General features: G+C 59.7%; 13 protein-coding genes. 4 read left to right on the forward strand and 9 right to left on the reverse strand.

Going from position 1 to position 19,381, the window contains the following annotated elements; all coding sequences use genetic code 11:
- Positions 1–66: 66 nt before the first annotated feature.
- The 8 genes from JJQ76_RS15780 to JJQ76_RS15815 all read right to left on the reverse strand — a co-directional run bounded on the left by JJQ76_RS15780 (position 67) and on the right by JJQ76_RS15815 (position 10,635).
- Positions 67–975 carry a DMT family transporter gene (locus JJQ76_RS15780; RefSeq protein ID WP_210397894.1) on the reverse strand — a complete coding sequence of 303 codons (909 nt, stop codon included), beginning with the start codon at positions 973–975 and terminating at the stop codon, positions 67–69.
- A 181-nt stretch (positions 976–1,156) separates the two neighbouring features.
- Positions 1,157–3,226, reverse strand: coding sequence for an MtrB/PioB family decaheme-associated outer membrane protein (locus JJQ76_RS15785; protein WP_210397895.1), 2,070 nt, complete (start codon positions 3,224–3,226; stop codon positions 1,157–1,159).
- A 14-nt stretch (positions 3,227–3,240) separates the two neighbouring features.
- The gene (locus JJQ76_RS15790) at positions 3,241–4,188 is read right to left on the reverse strand and encodes a DmsE family decaheme c-type cytochrome (RefSeq protein ID WP_210397896.1); all 948 of its coding nucleotides are present in this window, start codon (positions 4,186–4,188) and stop codon (positions 3,241–3,243) included.
- Positions 4,189–4,329: 141 nt separating this feature from the next.
- Positions 4,330–5,295 carry an ethylbenzene dehydrogenase-related protein gene (locus JJQ76_RS15795; protein WP_210397897.1) on the reverse strand — a complete coding sequence of 322 codons (966 nt, stop codon included), beginning with the start codon at positions 5,293–5,295 and terminating at the stop codon, positions 4,330–4,332.
- A 34-nt stretch (positions 5,296–5,329) separates the two neighbouring features.
- Positions 5,330–6,946 carry a methyl-accepting chemotaxis protein gene (locus tag JJQ76_RS15800; protein ID WP_210397898.1) on the reverse strand — a complete coding sequence of 539 codons (1,617 nt, stop codon included), beginning with the start codon at positions 6,944–6,946 and terminating at the stop codon, positions 5,330–5,332.
- Between the two features lie 40 nt (positions 6,947–6,986).
- The gene (locus JJQ76_RS15805; protein WP_210397899.1) at positions 6,987–7,550 is read right to left on the reverse strand and encodes a cytochrome b; all 564 of its coding nucleotides are present in this window, start codon (positions 7,548–7,550) and stop codon (positions 6,987–6,989) included.
- Between the two features lie 164 nt (positions 7,551–7,714).
- Positions 7,715–8,974, reverse strand: coding sequence for an MgtC/SapB family protein (locus tag JJQ76_RS15810; protein WP_210397900.1), 1,260 nt, complete (start codon positions 8,972–8,974; stop codon positions 7,715–7,717).
- A gap of 80 nt (positions 8,975–9,054) precedes the next feature.
- Positions 9,055–10,635: an aminoglycoside phosphotransferase family protein gene (locus tag JJQ76_RS15815; RefSeq protein ID WP_210397901.1), complete on the reverse strand. Its 1,581-nt coding sequence runs from the start codon at positions 10,633–10,635 to the stop codon at positions 9,055–9,057.
- 173 nt (positions 10,636–10,808) lie between these two features.
- Here JJQ76_RS15815 and JJQ76_RS15820 point away from each other — a divergent pair, with 173 nt between their 5' ends.
- The 4 genes from JJQ76_RS15820 to JJQ76_RS15835 are packed head-to-tail and all read left to right on the forward strand — an operon-like array spanning position 10,809 to position 16,227.
- Entirely contained in the window at positions 10,809–11,183 is a 375-nt protein-coding gene (locus tag JJQ76_RS15820; protein WP_210397902.1) for a response regulator transcription factor, read from the forward strand.
- A 6-nt stretch (positions 11,184–11,189) separates the two neighbouring features.
- The gene (locus JJQ76_RS15825; protein ID WP_210397903.1) at positions 11,190–13,226 is read left to right on the forward strand and encodes a 3'-5' exonuclease; all 2,037 of its coding nucleotides are present in this window, start codon (positions 11,190–11,192) and stop codon (positions 13,224–13,226) included.
- Between the two features lie 18 nt (positions 13,227–13,244).
- Positions 13,245–13,481 carry a hypothetical protein gene (locus JJQ76_RS15830; RefSeq protein WP_210397904.1) on the forward strand — a complete coding sequence of 79 codons (237 nt, stop codon included), beginning with the start codon at positions 13,245–13,247 and terminating at the stop codon, positions 13,479–13,481.
- Entirely contained in the window at positions 13,453–16,227 is a 2,775-nt protein-coding gene (locus tag JJQ76_RS15835; RefSeq protein WP_210397905.1) for a sensor histidine kinase, read from the forward strand. Before JJQ76_RS15830 ends, JJQ76_RS15835 begins: the two co-directional genes overlap by 29 nt.
- Before the next feature lie 73 nt (positions 16,228–16,300).
- Here the strand turns inward: JJQ76_RS15835 and JJQ76_RS15840 are convergent, their stop codons facing one another.
- Complete coding sequence (locus JJQ76_RS15840) at positions 16,301–19,375, reverse strand: calcium-binding protein (protein ID WP_210397906.1); 3,075 nt, start codon at positions 19,373–19,375, stop codon at positions 16,301–16,303.
- Positions 19,376–19,381: the final 6 nt, after the last annotated feature.

Genomic DNA, 19,381 nt, shown 5'->3' on the forward strand with positions numbered 1-19,381 from the left:
AGCCTGTTACTTCGGACAGTGGCGCCAGCTCAACGGGGGGGGGGGGATGGGCAACCAGGCCGGCCATCAGGCACCGGCATTGCCCGCCACCGGCGGCAACCGCCGCCGCGACTGGCTGATATAGACGCCGGTAAATACCAGCACCGAGGCCAGTATCTGGGCGGAGTTCAGGGTTTCGCCCAGCACCAGATAGGCCAGCGCCAGGGTGAACACCGGAATCAAGTTGATAAAGCCGGAGGCCTGCCCCGCCGGAACCCGCGACAGGGCAAAGTTGTATAGCCCGTAAGCGCCGATATTGATCAAGGTGCCGAGGTACAGAATGGCCCCCAGCCCCTGAGCATCCACCGTGGTCGGCAGCTCAGTCTGCGGCAGCAGCAGAAAAGGGAAGAAAAACAGCCCCCCCAGCCAGGCCTGCACCGCAGTCAGCAGCCAGGTGGAGTAGCGATCAGCCAGATGCTTGAGGCTGAGGGTATAAACCGTGGCGCACACCATCGCCAGAAACTCGAGAAAGTTGCCCAGCAGCGGGTTAGGCGCGGAGTGGTCGCTGTCGCCAGCCAGGCTCAGCCAGCAGGCGCCCACTATCGCCAACGCGAACCCCAGCAAGGTAGTGCGCGTCACCCGTTCGCCAAACCACAGATACGCCCCCACCGCCACCATCAGGGGCGCGAGTGCGGTGATCATACCCGCCTGCCCCGCGGTGGTGTTCTGCAGCGCCGCGGTTTCGAACAGGAAATAGAGGCAGGGTTCGGCCACCGCCATCAGCAGCAGATACTTGTAATCGCCGCGGCGGTACTCGAAACGCCAGATCCAGCGAAACACCAGCAGAAAGCAGAGACTGGCCACCGCCATCCGGCCAAAGATCACCACCATCGGATCGTAGACCTGGAATGCCAGCTTCAGCGCCACGAAGGAGCTGGCCCACAGCAGCATGGCCGTAATCAGGCAAAAGGTTGGCAGGTAGGGTGAACGGCTCATGGGGGCACTCCCGGATGCAAGGCGGGGGAGTATGGCACAGCGGCCGAGTGTTAAAAATATCACCTGGCGCGTAAATTAAAACCGCCGCACATCAATGCAAAATCCAGTGGAGATTGGGCGAAGGCCGACCCAGATACCAAAAAGGCTCCCGAGGGAGCCTTTTTCTCTAACGCAGGAGCAATCAGAACTGGTAGCGAATCCCGAATTCAATCAATCCGGCATTATGATACGGATTTTCGATCTCGGCGTTGTTAACAGCAGGCGTCGCAGTATCACCGTATGACCAGTTATTATTCTCGTAATCTTCATAGACCGCACGGGCGATCAGCGTAGTCTGCTTACTGTAGAAGTACTCTCCCTGCAGCTCGACGGTATGGATAGTGGTATCCGTATCTGGCAACGCATCGGTACCGGTAGAGGCGACCCCACCATTAGTCTGCTCGTAGATATCTTCGGTGTCGGTATAACGGTAGCCGAACTTCAAAGCCAGTGTGTTGGGAATCACCTCCCAGTTAACGTTGATACCGGCGAGAAACGCATCACTCTGAGTGTCGGTAGTCCATTCGCTAGCAGCCACGACGGAGCCTGTGGGGAACGATGCACCGGCCCCACCTTTCTGGTCGTAGTTGAAATTCTGCACCCCGGCGTAAAGCGAGTAGCTCAGCGTACGCATCGGACTTGCCCCGAAATCAATGGTGAACATCTCACCGTCAACTTCCTGCAGACCGTACACAGCCTCTGGGAACTCGTCGTTCCATTTCTGCAGCATCACCCCGATGTGCCCGGTTGTACCAAGCTGGTACTGCAGGTTGACCTGGGCTTTGGTGCGGTCACGATCAGCATCATGATAGTTTTGCGTGCCGGCTGCAGAAATTCGTGTGCCGCCGCCGCCAACGCCCACAGCAAGGCTAATACCGTCGGGATCGTAGGCAGAGCCGTCTCGCTCCGAGCGGCTCAATTTGATAGAGCCCGACAGGCGGTCCATCATTGGCAGTTTGTAGCTTGCCCAGATGGTATCTTCGTTGGTCTCTTCGCGATTCTGATCCGGTCGATCAATATCCTCACGCTCGTATCCCAACCCTATCTTCGACCCCTTGGGCAAGCGGTAGTAACCGTTCACGGCCAGTGTTTTCCACGTGGTATCAAAGGCCTGACTGGTTCGGCTAGAGGTATTGACGTATTCCGGAGTCTGGTTGTCCTTGTCCTGATAGCTGTACTTGGCATTCAACGTCAGTTTATTGGTAACCCGCGAGCTCACCCCTACACGCGCAATAACGCTCTTGACCTTGGCATCGGTGCTGGTATTGCTGGCATCGGTGAGAATGGTTTCGTCCTGATCACCCACGCTATAAGCAACGAAGCCGGTCGCACGGGTACGATCCGTGAGACGGTAGTTACCATTCACGTGCACCTGCTGGAAACGGTTTTCCGGTTCCTGCGCAATCAGCGAAGAGCCGTTAAGTTTCACATCGGCGCTGGCATTCTCAAACTTAGAAAATTCGTAGCCGAGCTGCAGCTGGTAATCCTTGGCGGCGTAATCGGCCGCTAGATTGACCGTGCTGGTGGTGTATTCGATTGGATAGAGATAGAGCGTGCGGAAGTTGGCATAGTCCCGGGTACCCTCTTTCTCCTCCTGATTCGCTTCTGCGGTGAAGGTCCAGCGACTGGGGGTTTTCTTTGAGAACAGTAACCCAATCTTTTCGCGATTGACCTTTACCTCTTCCGTGGAAAACGGCGGCGTTACCCCGGTCGAAACCTGCTCATAGGGGTTGGAGTTATCGTAGGGTTGCAGGAACTGGCCATGGGTCTGCTTTTCAATCCCGTCAAAGTAAAGACGAAACTTATGATCTCCCTGCTGCCCGCCCTCCAAGGTCACATCGCGAGATTTGGTGCCGATTGAGTTTCCTTCGGCGCGCAGATACTTGGCAGTACCATCTTCAAAGTCGCGCTGCTCGATATCGAAATTGCCATCAACCTGCCAACCTTGGTGATTCTGGCTGTTGTACTCACCGAACTTGAACGCATCATCAGTGATGTAACGCATCCCCAGTTCAACTTCACTGGTGAACTGGTTTACTCGTTGAGTGACCAAGGGAGTGAACTCGTAGGGGTCCTCATCCGCATCATCAAACGGCGCGGCCCAGATGGTACCCGGAGCAGATAGCAGTAGTGAGGCAACCAACATTGACGGGGAGCCTGCCCAACGCTTGCGATGGGGAGTAGCAGTTTCTACTGGCTTGCTTGATTTCATCGTCCAATCCTCCCTTAGCGCAACAGCTTCGACCCACGCGCATGGTTACTACCATGCACTTGGGAGTGACACTGAGAACAGGCCTTGCCGGCAATAATCGAGCTGGTTCCCGTACTGCCAAGATCACCTCCATCACGGAATGTTCCTTGGTGGCTGTTCTCGGTATGGCACTGTTGGCACAGGAAGGGGCGAGCCACTTTCAGCAGCCGTTCGTTATTACCCCCATGGGCATAGTGACATTCCACGCAGTTTTCCTGAACCGGCTGGTGCTCCCACAGGAACGGACCGCGCTTCTCGGCGTGACACTCGTAGCAGGTATCGTTGAGGGTCGCTTTCTTCAGCGACAGCTCGGTCGGGCTGCCGTGGGGGTTGTGACAGTCGGAACAGGTCACCTTGCCTTCACGGATCGGATGGCGGTGCGGCTTGTTGGCCTCGATGCGGGTGTTCTTGTGACAGCTGTAGCACACGTCCGCTTCATCTTTCTTGGCCAACGCCGGATCACGGTTAGTGTGCGAGCTGTGGCAATCGGAGCAGACCACGTCGTCAACGTCGTGAGCGCTACCGGCCCAGTTCATCACGATGCCCTGCTCGTGACAGCTCAGGCAGGCTTGGTTGCGCGACTCGGGAGAGGATTTCGGCATGTTGGGGCCGTAGTTGACGCTGGGCGCTGGGCGCTGACTGTCGTCGTCATACTTGGCGGCGTGCTCGCTGCTGGGTCCATGGCAGGACTCACAGGCTTTCTGCTCCGCTGGTGTGTTGGGGTCACCAGTGACAAAGTGAGCGGTATGCAGCACCGATACTACGGGTGCGTCGCCCTCTTCACTGTGACACTTGAGACAGCCATCGAGGCCGCGATCGGTAAATTCTTGCTGGACCATGGTGGTCGATTGATCCGCCAGCGCCGGTAACGCTATCAGACTAACCGCCAAGGCCGCCCCCTTCAGTAGGCCACGGAAGTACATCCTTAACTCCTTCAAGTCGGTGCCGGGCGTCTTTTGTCGCGCCCTTTTTTCTTGGTTTTTTTTGCTCGATTACCGGTCTTGCTGCCGGTTATTTAGCCATCTATTTTACAGGGCTTAATTTATTTATCACCTGAAAATTATTTATTCACCCACAATGCTTAATGTCGCAGCCCCGCCATCCAGACTCAGGTTGTACTGCAGCGACGTGAGGTGATAGCGCCCTTCGGTGTTCTGGTCATGCAACGCAAAGCCGAGGGTGTAGTTCTTGCCCGCCGTCAGCGCTTTCTGGTTGGCGCCAGCCGCCAGCGGGCGACTGAACTCAACCACCCAGCTGTCGCCGGTTTCGGTGGCGGTGGCGCTAACCGTCGGTGCCGGATTGTTGGTGCGTTCGCTGAGAATGTAACCATCAACCGCTTTGGCCGGTTGACCCGGATTCAACTGCGCCTGCCAGAACTCCAGGAACACGCCCTTGCCGAGCAGCGCCTGCAGTTCGGCATCACTCAGGAGGTTATCGCCCCCCCCCTTCTTCTTCGACATCTTGCTGCGGGACTCGGCCAGGTACTTGGTCTTGCCGTCGCCTTCCGCTTCCGGCATCCGCTTGCTGTCGATGTGACACACCGCCCAACAGCCACCGGCGGTGAACTCCTCCACGCTCTGGTCGTCGAGCATCAGCGTGACCTTGGTATCAAAGTCGCCATCCTGCTTGGATGCGGCCGGGCCGGTCTTGGGCCAGGACAAGCGCGCCAACAGATTGCCGCCCTCCTGGGCCAATTGGACCTGCATCGGCACGTAGCCGCGACGACCGCCCAGCGGATCCGCTTCGGTATCGCCACCGGTTACGATATTTTTGCCGTACTCCGGCTGGTCACCGTCGTGGCAGCCCTGACAGGTCTTCTTACGCTTTTGGTAACGCGCTGCTCCGTCGTGATCACGCTTGCCGTAGATCCACTCCAATGAGGTCTGACCGGGAAAGAACAACCCCACTTCGGTCGCCGGCACGCTGCCCCAGTCCACGGCCTGCGCCGGCATGGCCAGAGCGGTCAAGATCGCACTACCGGAGAGGACAATTCCCTGAACTACTGATTTACGCTGTTGCTGAAAAAGCACGCTGGCCTCCTCGATCCTGAAGTCAAAACGCCGATTAGCGTTCCAGTTTAAATTGTTTGATCAGCGCTTCGAGCTGAGCCGCGCGCTGCGCCAGCTGGCGGCTGACATCCAGCACCTCGGTCGCACGCGCCGACGTACCTTCGGATATTTCGCTGATCTCTACCACATTGCGGTTGATCTCTTCCGCTACGCTGGCCTGCTCATCCGCCGCGCTGGCAACCGCGTCGTTCATCCGTCGAATCGAGGCGATCTTGTCAACGATATCGCGCAGTGCCTGTACCGCATGCTGCGCCTCGTCGACGCCTTCCTGGGCCATCGCCTTGGAGGGATCGACCATCTTGATCGCTTCGTGACTCTCGCCCTGCAATGCGTCGATCATCGCCTTGATCTCGCGGGTGGAGTCATGGGTCTTGTTGGCCAGACTGCGCACTTCGTCGGCCACAACCGCAAAACCGCGCCCCATCTCCCCGGCCCGCGCCGCTTCAATCGCCGCGTTCAAGGCCAACAGGTTGGTCTGCTCGGCAACACCATTGATCACATCAAGCACGCTGCCAACCTTTTCGCTCTGGTCACCCACCCGCATAATCACCCCGGCGATGCGTTCAATTTCACCGGCCAGGTTGTTGATGGTATCGATGGCAGTTTCCATCACCTGCACGCTCTTGTGCGCCAGCGCGTCGGCTTCCTCTGAGGCCTCCCGCGTGGTGTTGGCACTCTGCATCACCTCATTGGAAGAGGCGTGCATTTGCTCCATCGCGCTGGCGACCACCTGGGTACCACTGTTCTGCTGGTCGACCGCCAAACGCGTTTCGTCGGACATGACCGTGATACGGTCGGCGTCGGCGTTGACCTCATCAACCATGGCGCGCACTTCCACCAAGCTGCCCTGAAACTTGTCCAGCATGCTGTTGCAGGCACGAGCTACAGTGCCGACTTCGTCTTCGCTTTTAAGCTCGACGCGACGACTCAGGTCCGAGTTGTTCTCAATATCTGCAATGGTAGCGCTCAGTTTACGTAGCGGCCGCGTCATCATTCGGTTGAGCAAAAACACCAGCAGCAGCACGCCGGCGCTGAATACGCCGACCAGCATCAGGGTGGAGTTGCGAATGTTGCCCAGGATGCGGTTGTCAAAATCGGCCAGACTGTAGGTCACCCGGATAGCGCCCAGAATGGTGCCCTCTTCGGTCACCTCTTCATGGCACCCCAGACACTCGGTTCCGCGGAACACTTCCAGCGCCGGAATCGGCAGGATACGGGTCAGAGTGCGACCTTCCGGTGTGTCTTGTACCAAGGTGATCTCTTCACCGGCAAGCCCGCGTTCATCGTATTGGTCCTGGGGGTACTGGTCTTCGAAACCTTCACCCCACTCCTCGTCAAGAATCGGGGCACGCAGTATCCGCGCTTCCAGAATGCCGGGCTGGGCCAGCATCTTGTCCTGCAAAATCTCGCGATCAGCCATCTCGTCCAGCACCATCCACATGTTGAGGTTGTCGAGATAGAACTCCGCCGTGCTCTGGGTCCGATCGAGGATCATATCGAACGCCAGCTTGCGTTCACTGTGATAGGTGTATGCCAGCGATGCCAATACCACCACCAAGGCCACCGCAACCAGTGAGCAGATAATCTTGGTTTGGATCGATAATGCTTTCATCTTCGCTCCAGAAGTTTGGACCTGCGGTCCGCTGCGACCTTTAACTATCGGCGTGGGATCCGATCCCTGAATGCCGTTTCGCCTTCAGTACACCCATCAGCCAATGGGTCATTGCCCCCAAACTGTGAAGTACCAGCAGCACCAGGCAGGGCCATTTTAGCCAGATGTGCAGCTCGCCAAGGTAATAGCCCGCGTCTTCGTGAATCAACCATTCGCCAGGTTCGAGAGTGAACAGCTTGAAGAAGGGGACCGGATCGCCATCCGCCAGGGTAAAGAACAGCCCCGAGGTGGGCACAATGATCATCAGGGTGTACAGAAACCAGTGATTGGTACGCGCCATGATCGCCTGGACACGGCTGTCAAAATGGGTTCGCGTGGTGGGCAGAACAAAGGCGCCGAAATAGCGGAAAGTAAGCAGGTAGAGAAACAGCACCCCGAAGGACATGTGCCAGTAGTACACCAGCGCGCGCTCGCTGCTGTTGCTGGCCCACTGCGCAGCAAAGTAAGTGGCGATCAACATTACGATGAATATGGCTGCGGTAAACCAATGCAGGAAACGGGCAATTTTGTAGCCTCTTTCCGATGTAACCAGCTTTTCGCTCACGCAGTGCTTCCTACAACATGGCTGAGTTAATAATCTACGAACGATTATGAATCATTGGGAAATTTTAAGTTTGATATGGTAACAGAAATCATTTCCCAACGGATGTTAGAAAATACCCGCACCTGATTTAAGTCAAATTTCAGCAGCCGTTAATATGGTGCCGCTCAGGTCAGCATCCACTGCACCCCAACACCCACAGCGGCTGCCGTGGCCAGCGGCAGCAACACCCAACGGGCCAGCCCCCCGTCACCGGTCGATAGTGCCAGCACACCTTTGAGCAGGGTATTGGAGACACTGGCCAGGGTGATACCTAACACCGCTGTCGCCATAACGATATCCTCACCGGCCATGCGCGCCAGCGTTAGGTTGATGGCGTCCACGTCGGCGATGCCGGAAGCTACCGCCAGTAGCAGCACCCCCGACTCGCCCATCCACTCCACCGCGGCTCGACCCAGCAGCGCCACGACTCCCAGCAGCAGCCCGAACAGCAGTGCCGAGCCCAGCTCCAGTGGGTTTTTCTGCGGCATGTCGTCAACCACGGAGGCGGGATCGCCACGCAGCATAATGAGCGCCGCCCAGCCCAACAGCACCAGCAGCATCGCAACCAGCGGCCACAGCAGGGGTTGAACCAACTGCAGATTGATCAGCCCGGCCACCAGCAGCACCCGCGGAAACATGACCGCACACGCGATCAGGATGCCCACTGCCGCATGCCGGGTCAGATCCGGTTGCTGCTTTGACAGTCTCGCCAGTTGCAGGGTCAGGGCGGTGGATGACAACAAGCCGCCGGCAACGCCGGTGAGCAGGATGCCGCGCTGGGCACCGACGATCCGGATAAGAAAGTAGCCGACAAAGGAGATCGCCGCGATCAGCACCACCATCCACCAGATTTCATAGGGGTTGAGGGCTTGCCAGGGCCCGTAGCCCTGATTGGGCAGCACCGGCAACAGTACCAGCGAGATAACCAGAAGTTGCAGCGCCGCGTTGAGTTCACGCTGTGACAGCTGTTCCAGCAGTCGATGCAGATAGCGCTTTGAGCGCAACAGCAGGGTGGTAACGACCCCACAAGCGGCCGCGACCTCGACCTGACCCATTCCCGCCAGGGCGCCCAATAGAAAGGTCACCAGCATCGCCACCAGACTGGTGGCGCTGACATCACTGCTGTTGCGCTGATGACTGAGATAGGTGGCCGTCGCCAGCGCGGCAACCCCCAAAAACAACAGCCCTAACAATACTCCGCCCAGCTGGTTGGCCAACAATCCGCTGATACCGCCGAGCAGACCGGTCAGGCCGAAGGTGCGTAACCCAGCGACCCGGCGACCATCCGCGAGGGTGCGATTGCGCCAACCCCGTTCGACCCCCACCAGCAAGCCGATCGCCAACGCCGACCCCAGCCACAACAGCTGCACCAAACTCTGTTCCATTACGCCCTTCCTTGTTGTCTCAAGGAGGGTATAGCACTTTCACCGCGGCCACCGCCACAGCGAACCCCCGGTGGCTTAACTCAGGTCAAACAAGGACTGCCGCCCGGGCCGGGCAGGCAGATGGCGGCGGATGCAGGCACCGTTGACTGCGGCGCCGAACAGAGCAGGGCCTGCGCCTGTTGTTGCAGTAGCGCCCCCCCAACCTTGCCGGCATCAGCCGGATGCCGCTGCGCGCAGATCAACAGCGCCAGTCCCGCATAGCACCACAGCCGTTGAATAATCGCTTCACAGCGCGCCTGAACCACTCCGGTGTAGCTGTGTATCAACGCGTCAGCCCAGGCTGCGGCCGCGTCCTCACGACCACCGATCAGCCCCCAGAAGCGGATCTGACCAAGCAGCACCCCAAGATCAAAGGCGGGGTCGGCCCAGTTGCCGGCTAGCTCCCAGTCAACCACGCCGCAGCCGGCCGGTTGCAAGCGCAGGTGGCGAACCCAGAGATTAAGGTGAAACAGACCCGCTTGGCCGTGCCGGCTGCCCAGCCGACGGAGGTCCTCCAACCCTTGCCTCACGGCGCTGGATTGCGGCAGTGCCAGCAGTGGTGCCACATTACGTTCCAGCATCGCAGACCAGTGCTCGCGTTCCTGCTCAGGTGCACCCCAGAGTGTTGCCGGCGGCGCCGGTGACCAATGGCAGCGGGCCAGGAACGCCCCCAGTACCCTGGCTGTTCGCACATCAAACTGGCCGCCGATCAGCGCGGATTCCAGCGTTGGCGCAGCCGCCAGCCATTCGCACACCAGCAGCTTGCGCCGGCCCTCATACTCCAGCACACGAGGCACACGGAGAGCCAGATGCGGCTGGCGACTCAACCAGCGCAACACCCGACGCTCGACCCGCAACCGCCGGCGCGGCTTGGGCCCTGCGTCCGACACCCGAACATCCCGTACCGTATCACCGGCGTACTTGACCACCAGCTCACTGCCGTCGGCTGATGTGGCTCTGAAAACCGGGTCAAAGGGATGGTGCCAGACCGGAGCCAACGCCGTTGTCACGACTCCGCAGTCAGCCAGCAGTGGTGGCAGCCGATGCGCCAACAGCGTCACCTGATCGCGACGGCCAGCACGACTCCAACGCCAGACTGCCGCGCGATCCGCAGCACTCAAACGCTCCGGCAGGCCGGCAATAAACGCCTCCCGGTCACCCTTGACCAGTGCGTTGCGCAGCGCCGTTGCCCGCACCGGATGAGGACTAACCGGCAGGATCAGCGGCGCCACCTCAACCCCGCTATCAAAACGCGCCCGCAGACCCTCGATACGCCGATCGCCGGCCGCTACGTCTTCCGCGCCGACGGCAAACAGCAGGCGCTGATCGGCATCCCGCTGCTGGCCCAGCCGCACCGCATGCTCCACCGCACTGGCGGCCGCCACAACGACACTGGCCTTGGGTTGGTCGGCCAGATACAGCGCCCATACCTTCTGTGCCAGTTCAGGCCCCAAGCTGTCACCACTGCCCGCCAGCTGCCGGTAGCGACCACTGACGACCACAACCACCTCATCGATATCGCCGCGTGAGCAAAGGTAGCCCACCGCGTCATCATGGGCTCCGTGAGGCGGACGAAAGGCACCGGGAAAGAAGGCGACGGTGTAGGGTCGGCGGTGTGCCATGGCGAGATCTCCCTGGAGCGGCAAGCGAACCGGTAAAACGGCGGTAGAGAAACAACACCTCAACCGGGCAAAAGATCCGCCGGCAACAGCGGGTAAAGCGCGCCACTCTCTCCTATCCTGTAAGGGATTACCGCAGCTGCGCGGATCACCGCCCAGCCAGGAGAGCACTGTCCATGGCCAAACGGATTCTGTTGGTAGACGACGAGCCCAATATTCTGCTGTCGCTGCAATTTCTGATGAAGCGAGCCGGTTATGAGGTCGACACCGCCAGCGACGGCGAAATGGCACTGCAGCGGGTGGCTGCGGTACCGCCCGATCTGGTGCTGCTGGATATCAACATGCCACGCCTCAACGGCTACGATGTCTGCGAACAGATCCGCAATAACCCCGCCTGGCACTCGACCCGCATCATTCTGCTGACCGCCAAAGGGCGGGAGGTGGAAAAAGAGAAAGGGTTGGCGCTGGGTGCAGACGACTACATCACCAAGCCCTTCTCCAATCAGGAGCTGATCGACAAGGTCGCGGCGCTGATGGCGACCTTGGAGTAACAGCCGATGAAACTGCTACGTCAGGCACGCTGGTTAATACTGTTACCGCTATTGCTGCTGCTGATCGCCGTCTTGCTGCACTGGAGCGCCGATGGCGAAACCTCACGCTCACTGCGGCTGTTGTCGGCGCTGCTGAGTGGTATCGCCCTGCTGCAGATTCTGCTCTGGCATCGGGTCCGGCAGCGGCTGCTCAAGCCGCTGGCAGCGCTGGAACGAGGCAGTGAGATCATGCTCAACACCCATGCGGCCCATGAACTGGAACTGGCGGACGGCCACTTGCTGGGTGATCTCCCCGGCAACCTGCGCCAGATTGGTGACCAGCTCCTGCGCGCGCGCAGTGAAGTTGCCAGTGCCATGCGCAGCGGAGCCGAGCGGGTACAGTTGCAAAAAGGCTATCTGGAGCGGGTGATTCAGGGACTCGACGAGGGGGTACTGGTCTGTGATGCAAGCGCTCGCGTTCTGCTGTACAACCCGGCGGCACACCGCATCTTGCATCATCATCCCGCACTGGGGCTTGGACGCTCGCTTTACGACCTGCTGCCGCAAACGCCGTTGCAGCATACCCTTGACCGCTTGAGCCAGCAGGCGGACGCCTCCGGGCGCCTGATCTGCGCGGTGCGTGAAACCGACCGCTTACTCAGTTGCCGCGTTGGCCTGCTGCGCGACGACGAATTTACCAGCACGGCCTGTCAGGGGGGGTTTCTGGTGGCGTTCGACGACGTCACCAGCCGCCAGAAAGATCTGCAGCAGCGCGACCGCCTGTTCACCAGCACGGTTCAGGGTCTGCGCGGCCCGTTGGCTAACCTGCGCGCTGCCGGCGAAAACCTGCGCGACTACGATGACATGTCCGCCGCCGAGCGGCTCGGGTTCATCGATGTTATCAATCAGGAGAGTTGCCGCCTCAGCGATCAGGTCAACACCCTGGCTGCCAGCGAGAGCGCGCTGGTGGGGCAGGAGTGGCAGTTGGCCAATATCTATTCCTCCGACCTGATCCACCTGTTACGCCGTCACCTGGAGCAGCAGCAACAACTGCAACTGACCATGACCGGTGTGCCGGAGTGGCTGTGCACAGACAGCCACGCGGTGGTCGCGCTGTTCGAGCATCTTGCCACCAGCGTGGCACGCCTGCGCCAGGTTAGCCGTTTCGATATGGAAGCACAGCGAGGTGATCACACCGTCTATCTCGACCTGGTGTGGCAGGGGCAGCCCCTGAGCAACAGTGAACTGGAAAGCTGCCAGCATGAGGTTCTGCGCGATGTAGTCGGCCACCCGGAAGCCGGAGAGCTGGCGCGCCAATTGGGCGCCGAACTCTGGAGTCAGCCCCACGAGCGGATCGACGGCATGGCGCTGCTGCGGCTGCCACTGCCGGCTCCCAAGGATGCGCAACCCGCCGCGCCGGAGCTGCCCACCCGGCCGATGATCTATGACTTCGACCTGTTCGAACCGCGACCACAGCACGACTCGCTGCTCAATACCCCGCTGCGAAACCTGGATTATGTAGTGTTCGATTGCGAAACCACCGGCCTTGAACCGGGGCAGGGTGACGAAGTGGTGTCCATTGCTGCGGTCCGTATCGTCAACCAGCGTATTCTGCCGGACGAACAGTTCAACCAGCTGGTCAATCCGGGCCGCAGCATTCCCGCCGAATCGATCCGCTACCACGGCATCACCGACGCCGACGTCACCCACGCGCCCTCCATTGTCGAGGTGCTGCCACGGTTCAAGTCGTTCGCCAAGGACAGCGTGTTGGTGGCCCACAACGCCTGGTTCGATATGGCCTTTATTCGCCGCCGCGAAGCCCAGTCCGGCGCCTACTTCACCAACCCGATCCTCGATACCCTGATGCTGTCAGTCTGCCTCCACGGCTCGGAGGTGGAGCAGTCCCTTGACGCCATCACCGCCCGCATGGGGATCGAAATTCATGGTCGCCACTCGGCTCTCGGCGACAGCCTGGCCACCGCCAAACTGCTACTGGCCCAGATCGAGCTGCTGGAAGCGCGTGGCATTGTTACCCTGCGAGAGGCGATCGATGCCTACCGTTGACCGAGGGGACCGGTAACGATGCGATCCGGCCGCACCCAACTGGTATTTTTTGCTGCCGCCACCACGTTGCTGCTGCTCAACTACCCCTGGCTGTCGCTGTTTTCCTCGCACCATATGGTGTTCGGATTGCCGCCACTGGTGCTGTACCTGTTCGGTCTCTGGCTAGGCTTCATTGTGGTGGTGCGCTTGATCGTCGACTCACCGCAGCCAACCGGTGACACTGACGATGAAACCGAGGACGACCCGCGTGCTTAATGCCGGTCTGATCGGACTGACCATCGTCGCCTACCTGGGGCTGTTGTTCGCCATTGCGTTTTTCGGCGACCGCCGGGCGGAACAGCAGCGCAGTATCATCAGCAACCCCTACATCTACAGCCTCTCCATCGCGGTCTACTGCACCGCCTGGACATTCTTTGGCAGTGTCGGCTATGCCGCCCAGAACGGGGTGGGGTTTCTGCCCATCTATCTGGGTCCAACGCTGATGGCCGCCTTGTGGTGGTTCGTGCTGCGCAAGATCATCCGTATTTCACGCAAGCAGCGGATCACCTCCATCGCCGACTTTATTGGCTCACGCTACGGCAAAAGCGCCCGCCTTACCGGGCTGGTTACCATCATCGCGGTGATCGGCATCCTGCCCTATATCTCACTGCAACTGAAGGCGATCTCCAACAGCGTTCTGATCGTGCAGCAGTATCCGCAGCTGATGCTGCCAGCGGGTGCCCACGAAGTGCCCCTATGGGAGGATACCGCCTTCTACGTGGCGCTGTTGCTGGCCGCCTTTACCATCCTGTTCGGCACCCGCCATATTGACGTCACCGAACGCCACGAAGGGATGGTGGCCGCCATTGCGTTTGAGTCGGTGGTCAAGTTGCTGGCCTTTCTGGCGGTAGGGGTCTTCGTTACCTTCGTGGTGTTCGAGGGGCCGGTGGATATCTTCAACCGCGCTGCGCAACAAGCTGAGCTGGCCGCACTATGGACCATGGACTCGCTGCCCGGCGGCTATGCGCGCTGGTTTTCCACCACCCTGATCGCCATGTGCGCCGTGCTGTTCCTGCCGCGCCAGTTCCAGGTGGCGGTGGTAGAAAACGTCAACGACGAGCACCTGCGCAAGGCCAGCTGGCTGTTCCCGCTCTACCTGCTGCTGATCAACCTGTTCGTGATGCCGCTGGCCCTCGGAGGACTGCTGCTGTTTGGCAACAGCGGCGTGGATCCGGATACCTACGTACTTACCATTCCCATGGCACAAGGGGCCCAGTGGCTGACCTTGCTGGTGTTTATCGGCGGGGTATCGGCCGCCACCGGGATGGTGATCGTCGCCACCATCGCCCTGGCAACCATGATCTCTAACGAGCTGATTCTGCCACTGCTGCTGCGCAACCGGTTACAGGAGCAGCCCCTGCACTCGGGCGACATGACCCGACTGGTGCTGCAGATACGCCGCGGCTCCATTCTGATTATCCTGATGCTGGCGTTCCTCTATTTCCGCCTGATCGGCGAATCGTACGCGCTGGTCACCATCGGCCTGGTCTCTTTTGTTGCCGCTGCCCAGTTCGCGCCGGCTATTCTGATCGGCATCTACTGGAAGGGCGCCACCCGCGCCGGCGCGCTGGCCGGTCTGAGTAGTGGTTTCGCCATCTGGGCGTACACCCTGATGCTGCCCTCGTTTGCCAAATCGGGCTGGCTCCCCCTCAGTTTCGTTGAACAAGGGCTGTTCGGCATTGAGTTCCTCAAGCCCTATGCACTGTTCGGGCTCACCGAACTGGACCCGATCACCCACGCGGTGTTCTGGAGCCTGCCGGTCAATATTTTCCTGCTGGTGACGGTCTCGCTGCGTTCCAGCGCCAGCGTGATCGAAAAAGTGCAGGCCAAGGCGTTCGTGGACGCCTTTATGGACGCCGAACCGGGGCGGGGACGCATCGATGTCTGGCGCGGTACGGTCACCGTTGCCGCGCTGCAATCACTGGTCGGGCGCTTCACCGGCAACGAAGCCGCCGAACAGGCCTTTCGCCGCTTCGCCCGGGAGCGAGGCTTTGACTTTGATCAGCAGAGCATCGCCGAGCCCCATACTCATCTGGTCAGCTATGGCGAACGCCTGATCGCCGGTGTGATCGGCGCCGCCAGTGCACGGGTGATGATCTCCACCCTCTATAAAGGACAGACGCTCAATATCGACGACGTCATGGATATCCTTGACGAGACCTCGCAGGTGGTCGAGTACAGCCACCAGCTGGAGCAGAAAACCCGCCAGTACGAAGTCGCAACCGCCAAGCTCAAAGCCGCCAACGACCGGCTGAAAGAGCTGGACCGAATGAAAGACGACTTTGTCAGCACCGTCAGCCACGAACTGCGGACACCGTTAACCTCGATCCGCGCCTTTTCGGAGATTCTGCTGAGCGAACCGGACCTGGCCGTTGAGCAGCGGGCGGAGTTTCTCCAGATCATCGTCGATGAAGCGCAGCGGCTCACCCGGCTAATTAACAATGTGCTTGATCTGGCGAAGATCGACGCAGGCAAGATTCAATGGAAGATCGAGGACAACGACCTCAAGCAGGTGATCAACGATGCCACCAAGGCGGTCTACCAGCTCTACCAGGAACGCGATATCGGCCTCAGCCTGTCACTGCCGGAAGCGCCGGTAAGCGCCGCGTTCGACCGTGACCGGATTCAGCAGGTGATCATCAATCTGCTTTCGAACGCGGCCAAGTTCTGCGCCGAGCATGAAGGTCAGGTTCAGGTCAGGCTGAACCCAGAGCAGGGCGGTCTGGTTCTCTGCGTTGAGGATAACGGACCCGGCATTGCACCGGCCTTCCACCGGAGCCTGTTCGACAAGTTTCAGCAGGTCGAGGACGAGCAGCAGGGTAAACCCAAAGGATCAGGTCTGGGGCTGGCGATCTGCAAAGGGATCATCGAACACCACGGCGGCAAGATCTGGCTGGAAAGCGCGCCGGGTCAGGGCAGTCGGTTTTATATTCGTCTTCCAACCAATCCACGCGGTAGATAAACAAGAACGCCTCCATACCCGGTTGAGGTATGGAGGCGTTGAGGTGAACGTCGTTAATTCAAAACTCTTGCTGTTACGCTTGCCAGCTTGCCGCGATGACCGGAGTTAGAGCCTCTGACTGCTCCTGACTCAGGCTCATTTCGCCCAAGACTGGCGGTTCAAAGGCTGCCATTGCCGAGACCAGGTTCTCTACTTGCGATTCAACCAGCGTGTATCCATCGGCTGTTTCGAACTGCTCAACGCGGTACGACGAGCCTGAGTACCAATTCTGGATTCTCAGCGAGTCACCTGACCCGATCACACTGACCTCAAGATCATTGCCTTCGCGGCTAAACCAAAGCTGTTCGGTCGAGATATCCGCTCCGAACACGGCTTGATCCGAATTGCCAGCGGCCCAGTCGTTATCGTAGATGCGGTCCTGACCGGCACCACGCCCGAAGTGGTAGATGTCGTTACCGCCATCACCGCGCAGGTAGTCGTTGCCGGCCCCGCCGTCGATGATGTCGGCACCGTTCTGACCGTAGAGGCTGTCGTCACCGGCACCGCCGAGCAGCACGTCGTCGCCGTTGCCACCCTGCAGGTTATCGTTGCCGTCGCCACCGTCGAGGCTGTCGTTACCGTCATCACCGCGCAGGTAGTCGTTGCCCGCACCGCCTTCCAGGGTGTCGTTGCCGGCAAAACCGTACAGGTTGTCGTTACCGCCCAGACCCTGGATGGTGTTGTCGCCGCTGTCCCCATAGAGGTTGTCACCGTTCTCGGTGCCCACCGGTACCGAGGCGGTATCGTTCAGCAGTGCCGCATCCCAGACCGTACCGTCGGCAAAGCTCACTTCCTCGATCCGGTAGTTGGTGCCACTGAACCAGTTCTGCATCCGCAGGGTGTCGGTGGTGCCGTTGATGCTGAGGATCAGGTCGTTGTTATCGCGCAGCAGGCTGACATCGGCCGGGGCCACATCGGCGTCGAGCACGATCCGGTCGGTGTTGCCGGCAGCCCAGTCGTTATCGTAGATGCGGTCCTGACCGGCACCACGCCCGAAGTGGTAGATGTCGTTTCCGCCATCACCGCGCAGGTAGTCGTTGCCGGCCCCGCCGTCGATGATGTCGGCACCGTTCTGACCGTAGAGGCTGTCGTCACCGGCACCGCCGAGCAGCACGTCGTCGCCGTTGCCACCCTGCAGGTTATCGTTGCCGTCGCCACCGTCTAAAAGATCCGCGCCATTCTGGCCATAGATGGAATCATTCCCTGAAAGACCGCGGATAATGTCGTCACCGCTGGTGCCGTAAAGAACATCACCGTTAGCGGTACCGATGATGGCGGCTTTAGCAGTGGCCATTTCGGCCGCATCGATAAAGTCACCGTTAGCGAATTCGATCCGCTCAATCTGATGGGCGCTGTCCGTAAACCAGCCGGAGATGGTCATGGTGTCATCGGTGCCCTTGATATTCAGGGTCAGGTCGTCACCGACTCGATAAATCAGCAGATCAGACGCCTCGAGCCCTTCGGCAACTCGAACAATATCGATATTGCCCGCCGAAACATCGGACTCGATCACTGTGTCTTGACCCGAGCCCGGACCAAACAGGTACGTATCGTTACCCAGGCCGCCCTCCAGGGTGTCATCGCCGGCGCCACCGTCAATAACATCGTCCCCAGCAGCGCCGCGCAGCACGTTGGCCGCACTGTTACCGGTGAGCTTGTTACTTAGTTGATTGCCGGTACCGTCGAGCACGTTCGCCCCTGTCAGTACCAGGTTTTCAACATTGTCGGTCAGGGTGTAACTGATACTGCTGTAAACCGTATCGTTACCTTCATTCGGTAACTCAATTACCTGGTCAGAGGCATTGTCTACCACATAGGTGTCATCGCCGCTGCCACCGACCATTTCATCGCTGCCTTCACCACCGCTAATGAAGTCGTTGCCGGCATTGCCTGTGATTAGGTCGTTGCCGGCATTACCAAATAACACGCTGTCAGCGTCAGACCCTGTCAGCTGGTCATCGCCGGCGGTACCCAGGTGAATATCGGAAAGCTTGATCGTTAATCCATCGCCGAAGCTCAGTTCCTCGATCCGGTAGTTGGTGCCACTGAACCAGTTCTGCATCCGCAGGGTGTCGGTGGTGCCGTTGATGCTCAGGATCAGGTCACTGTTCTCACGCAACAGGCTGACATCGCCCGGAGCTACATCGGCGTCGAGGACGATGCGGTCGCTGTTACCCGCGGTCCAGTCGTAGTCGTAGATGCGGTCCTGGCCCGCGCCACGACCGAAGCGATAGCTGTCGTTACCGCCGTCACCGCGCAGGTAGTCGTTACCGGCACCGCCGTCGATGACGTCGTCACCGTTCTGGCCGTAGAGGCTGTCGTCACCGGCACCACCGAGCAGCACGTCATCACCGTTACCGCCCTGCAGGTAGTCGTTGCCCTCACCACCGTCGAGGCTGTCGTTACCCTCGTCACCGCGCAGGTTGTCATTGCCAGCGCCACCTTCCAGGGTGTCGTTGCCATCAAATCCATACAGGCTGTCGTTGCCACCCAGGCCCTGCATCGTGTTGTCGCCGCTGTCACCGTACAGGTTGTCGTTCCCTTCAGTACCTACCGGGACTGACGCGGTATCGTTCAGCAGCGTTGCATCCCAGACGGTGCCATCAGCAAAAACCACTTCCTCGATCCGGTAGCTGGTGCCACTGAACCAGTTCTGCATCCGCAGGGTGTCGGTGGTGCCGTTGATGCTCAGGATCAGGTCACTGTTCTCACGCAACAGGCTGACATCGCCCGGAGCTACATCGGCGTCGAGGACGATGCGGTCGCTGTTACCCGCGGTCCAGTCGTAGTCGTAGATGCGGTCCTGGCCCGCGCCACGACCGAAGCGATAGCTGTCGTTACCGCCGTCACCGCGCAGGTAGTCGTTACCGGCACCGCCGTCGATGACGTCGTCACCGTTCTGGCCGTAGAGGCTGTCGTCACCGGCACCACCGAGCAGCACGTCATCACCGTTACCGCCCTGCAGGTAGTCGTTGCCCTCACCACCGTCTAAAAGATCAGCGCCATCGTTACCGTAAAGGGAGTCATTACCACCAAGTCCCGTTATTTCATCTGCTGCTGCGGTTCCTTGCAGGTTTTCCGAACTCTCCGTTCCAGTAATCTTGCTCATTACGAA

The organism is Motiliproteus sediminis, assembly GCF_017912535.1.
Classification (GTDB): Bacteria; Pseudomonadota; Gammaproteobacteria; order Pseudomonadales; family Balneatricaceae; genus Motiliproteus; species Motiliproteus sediminis.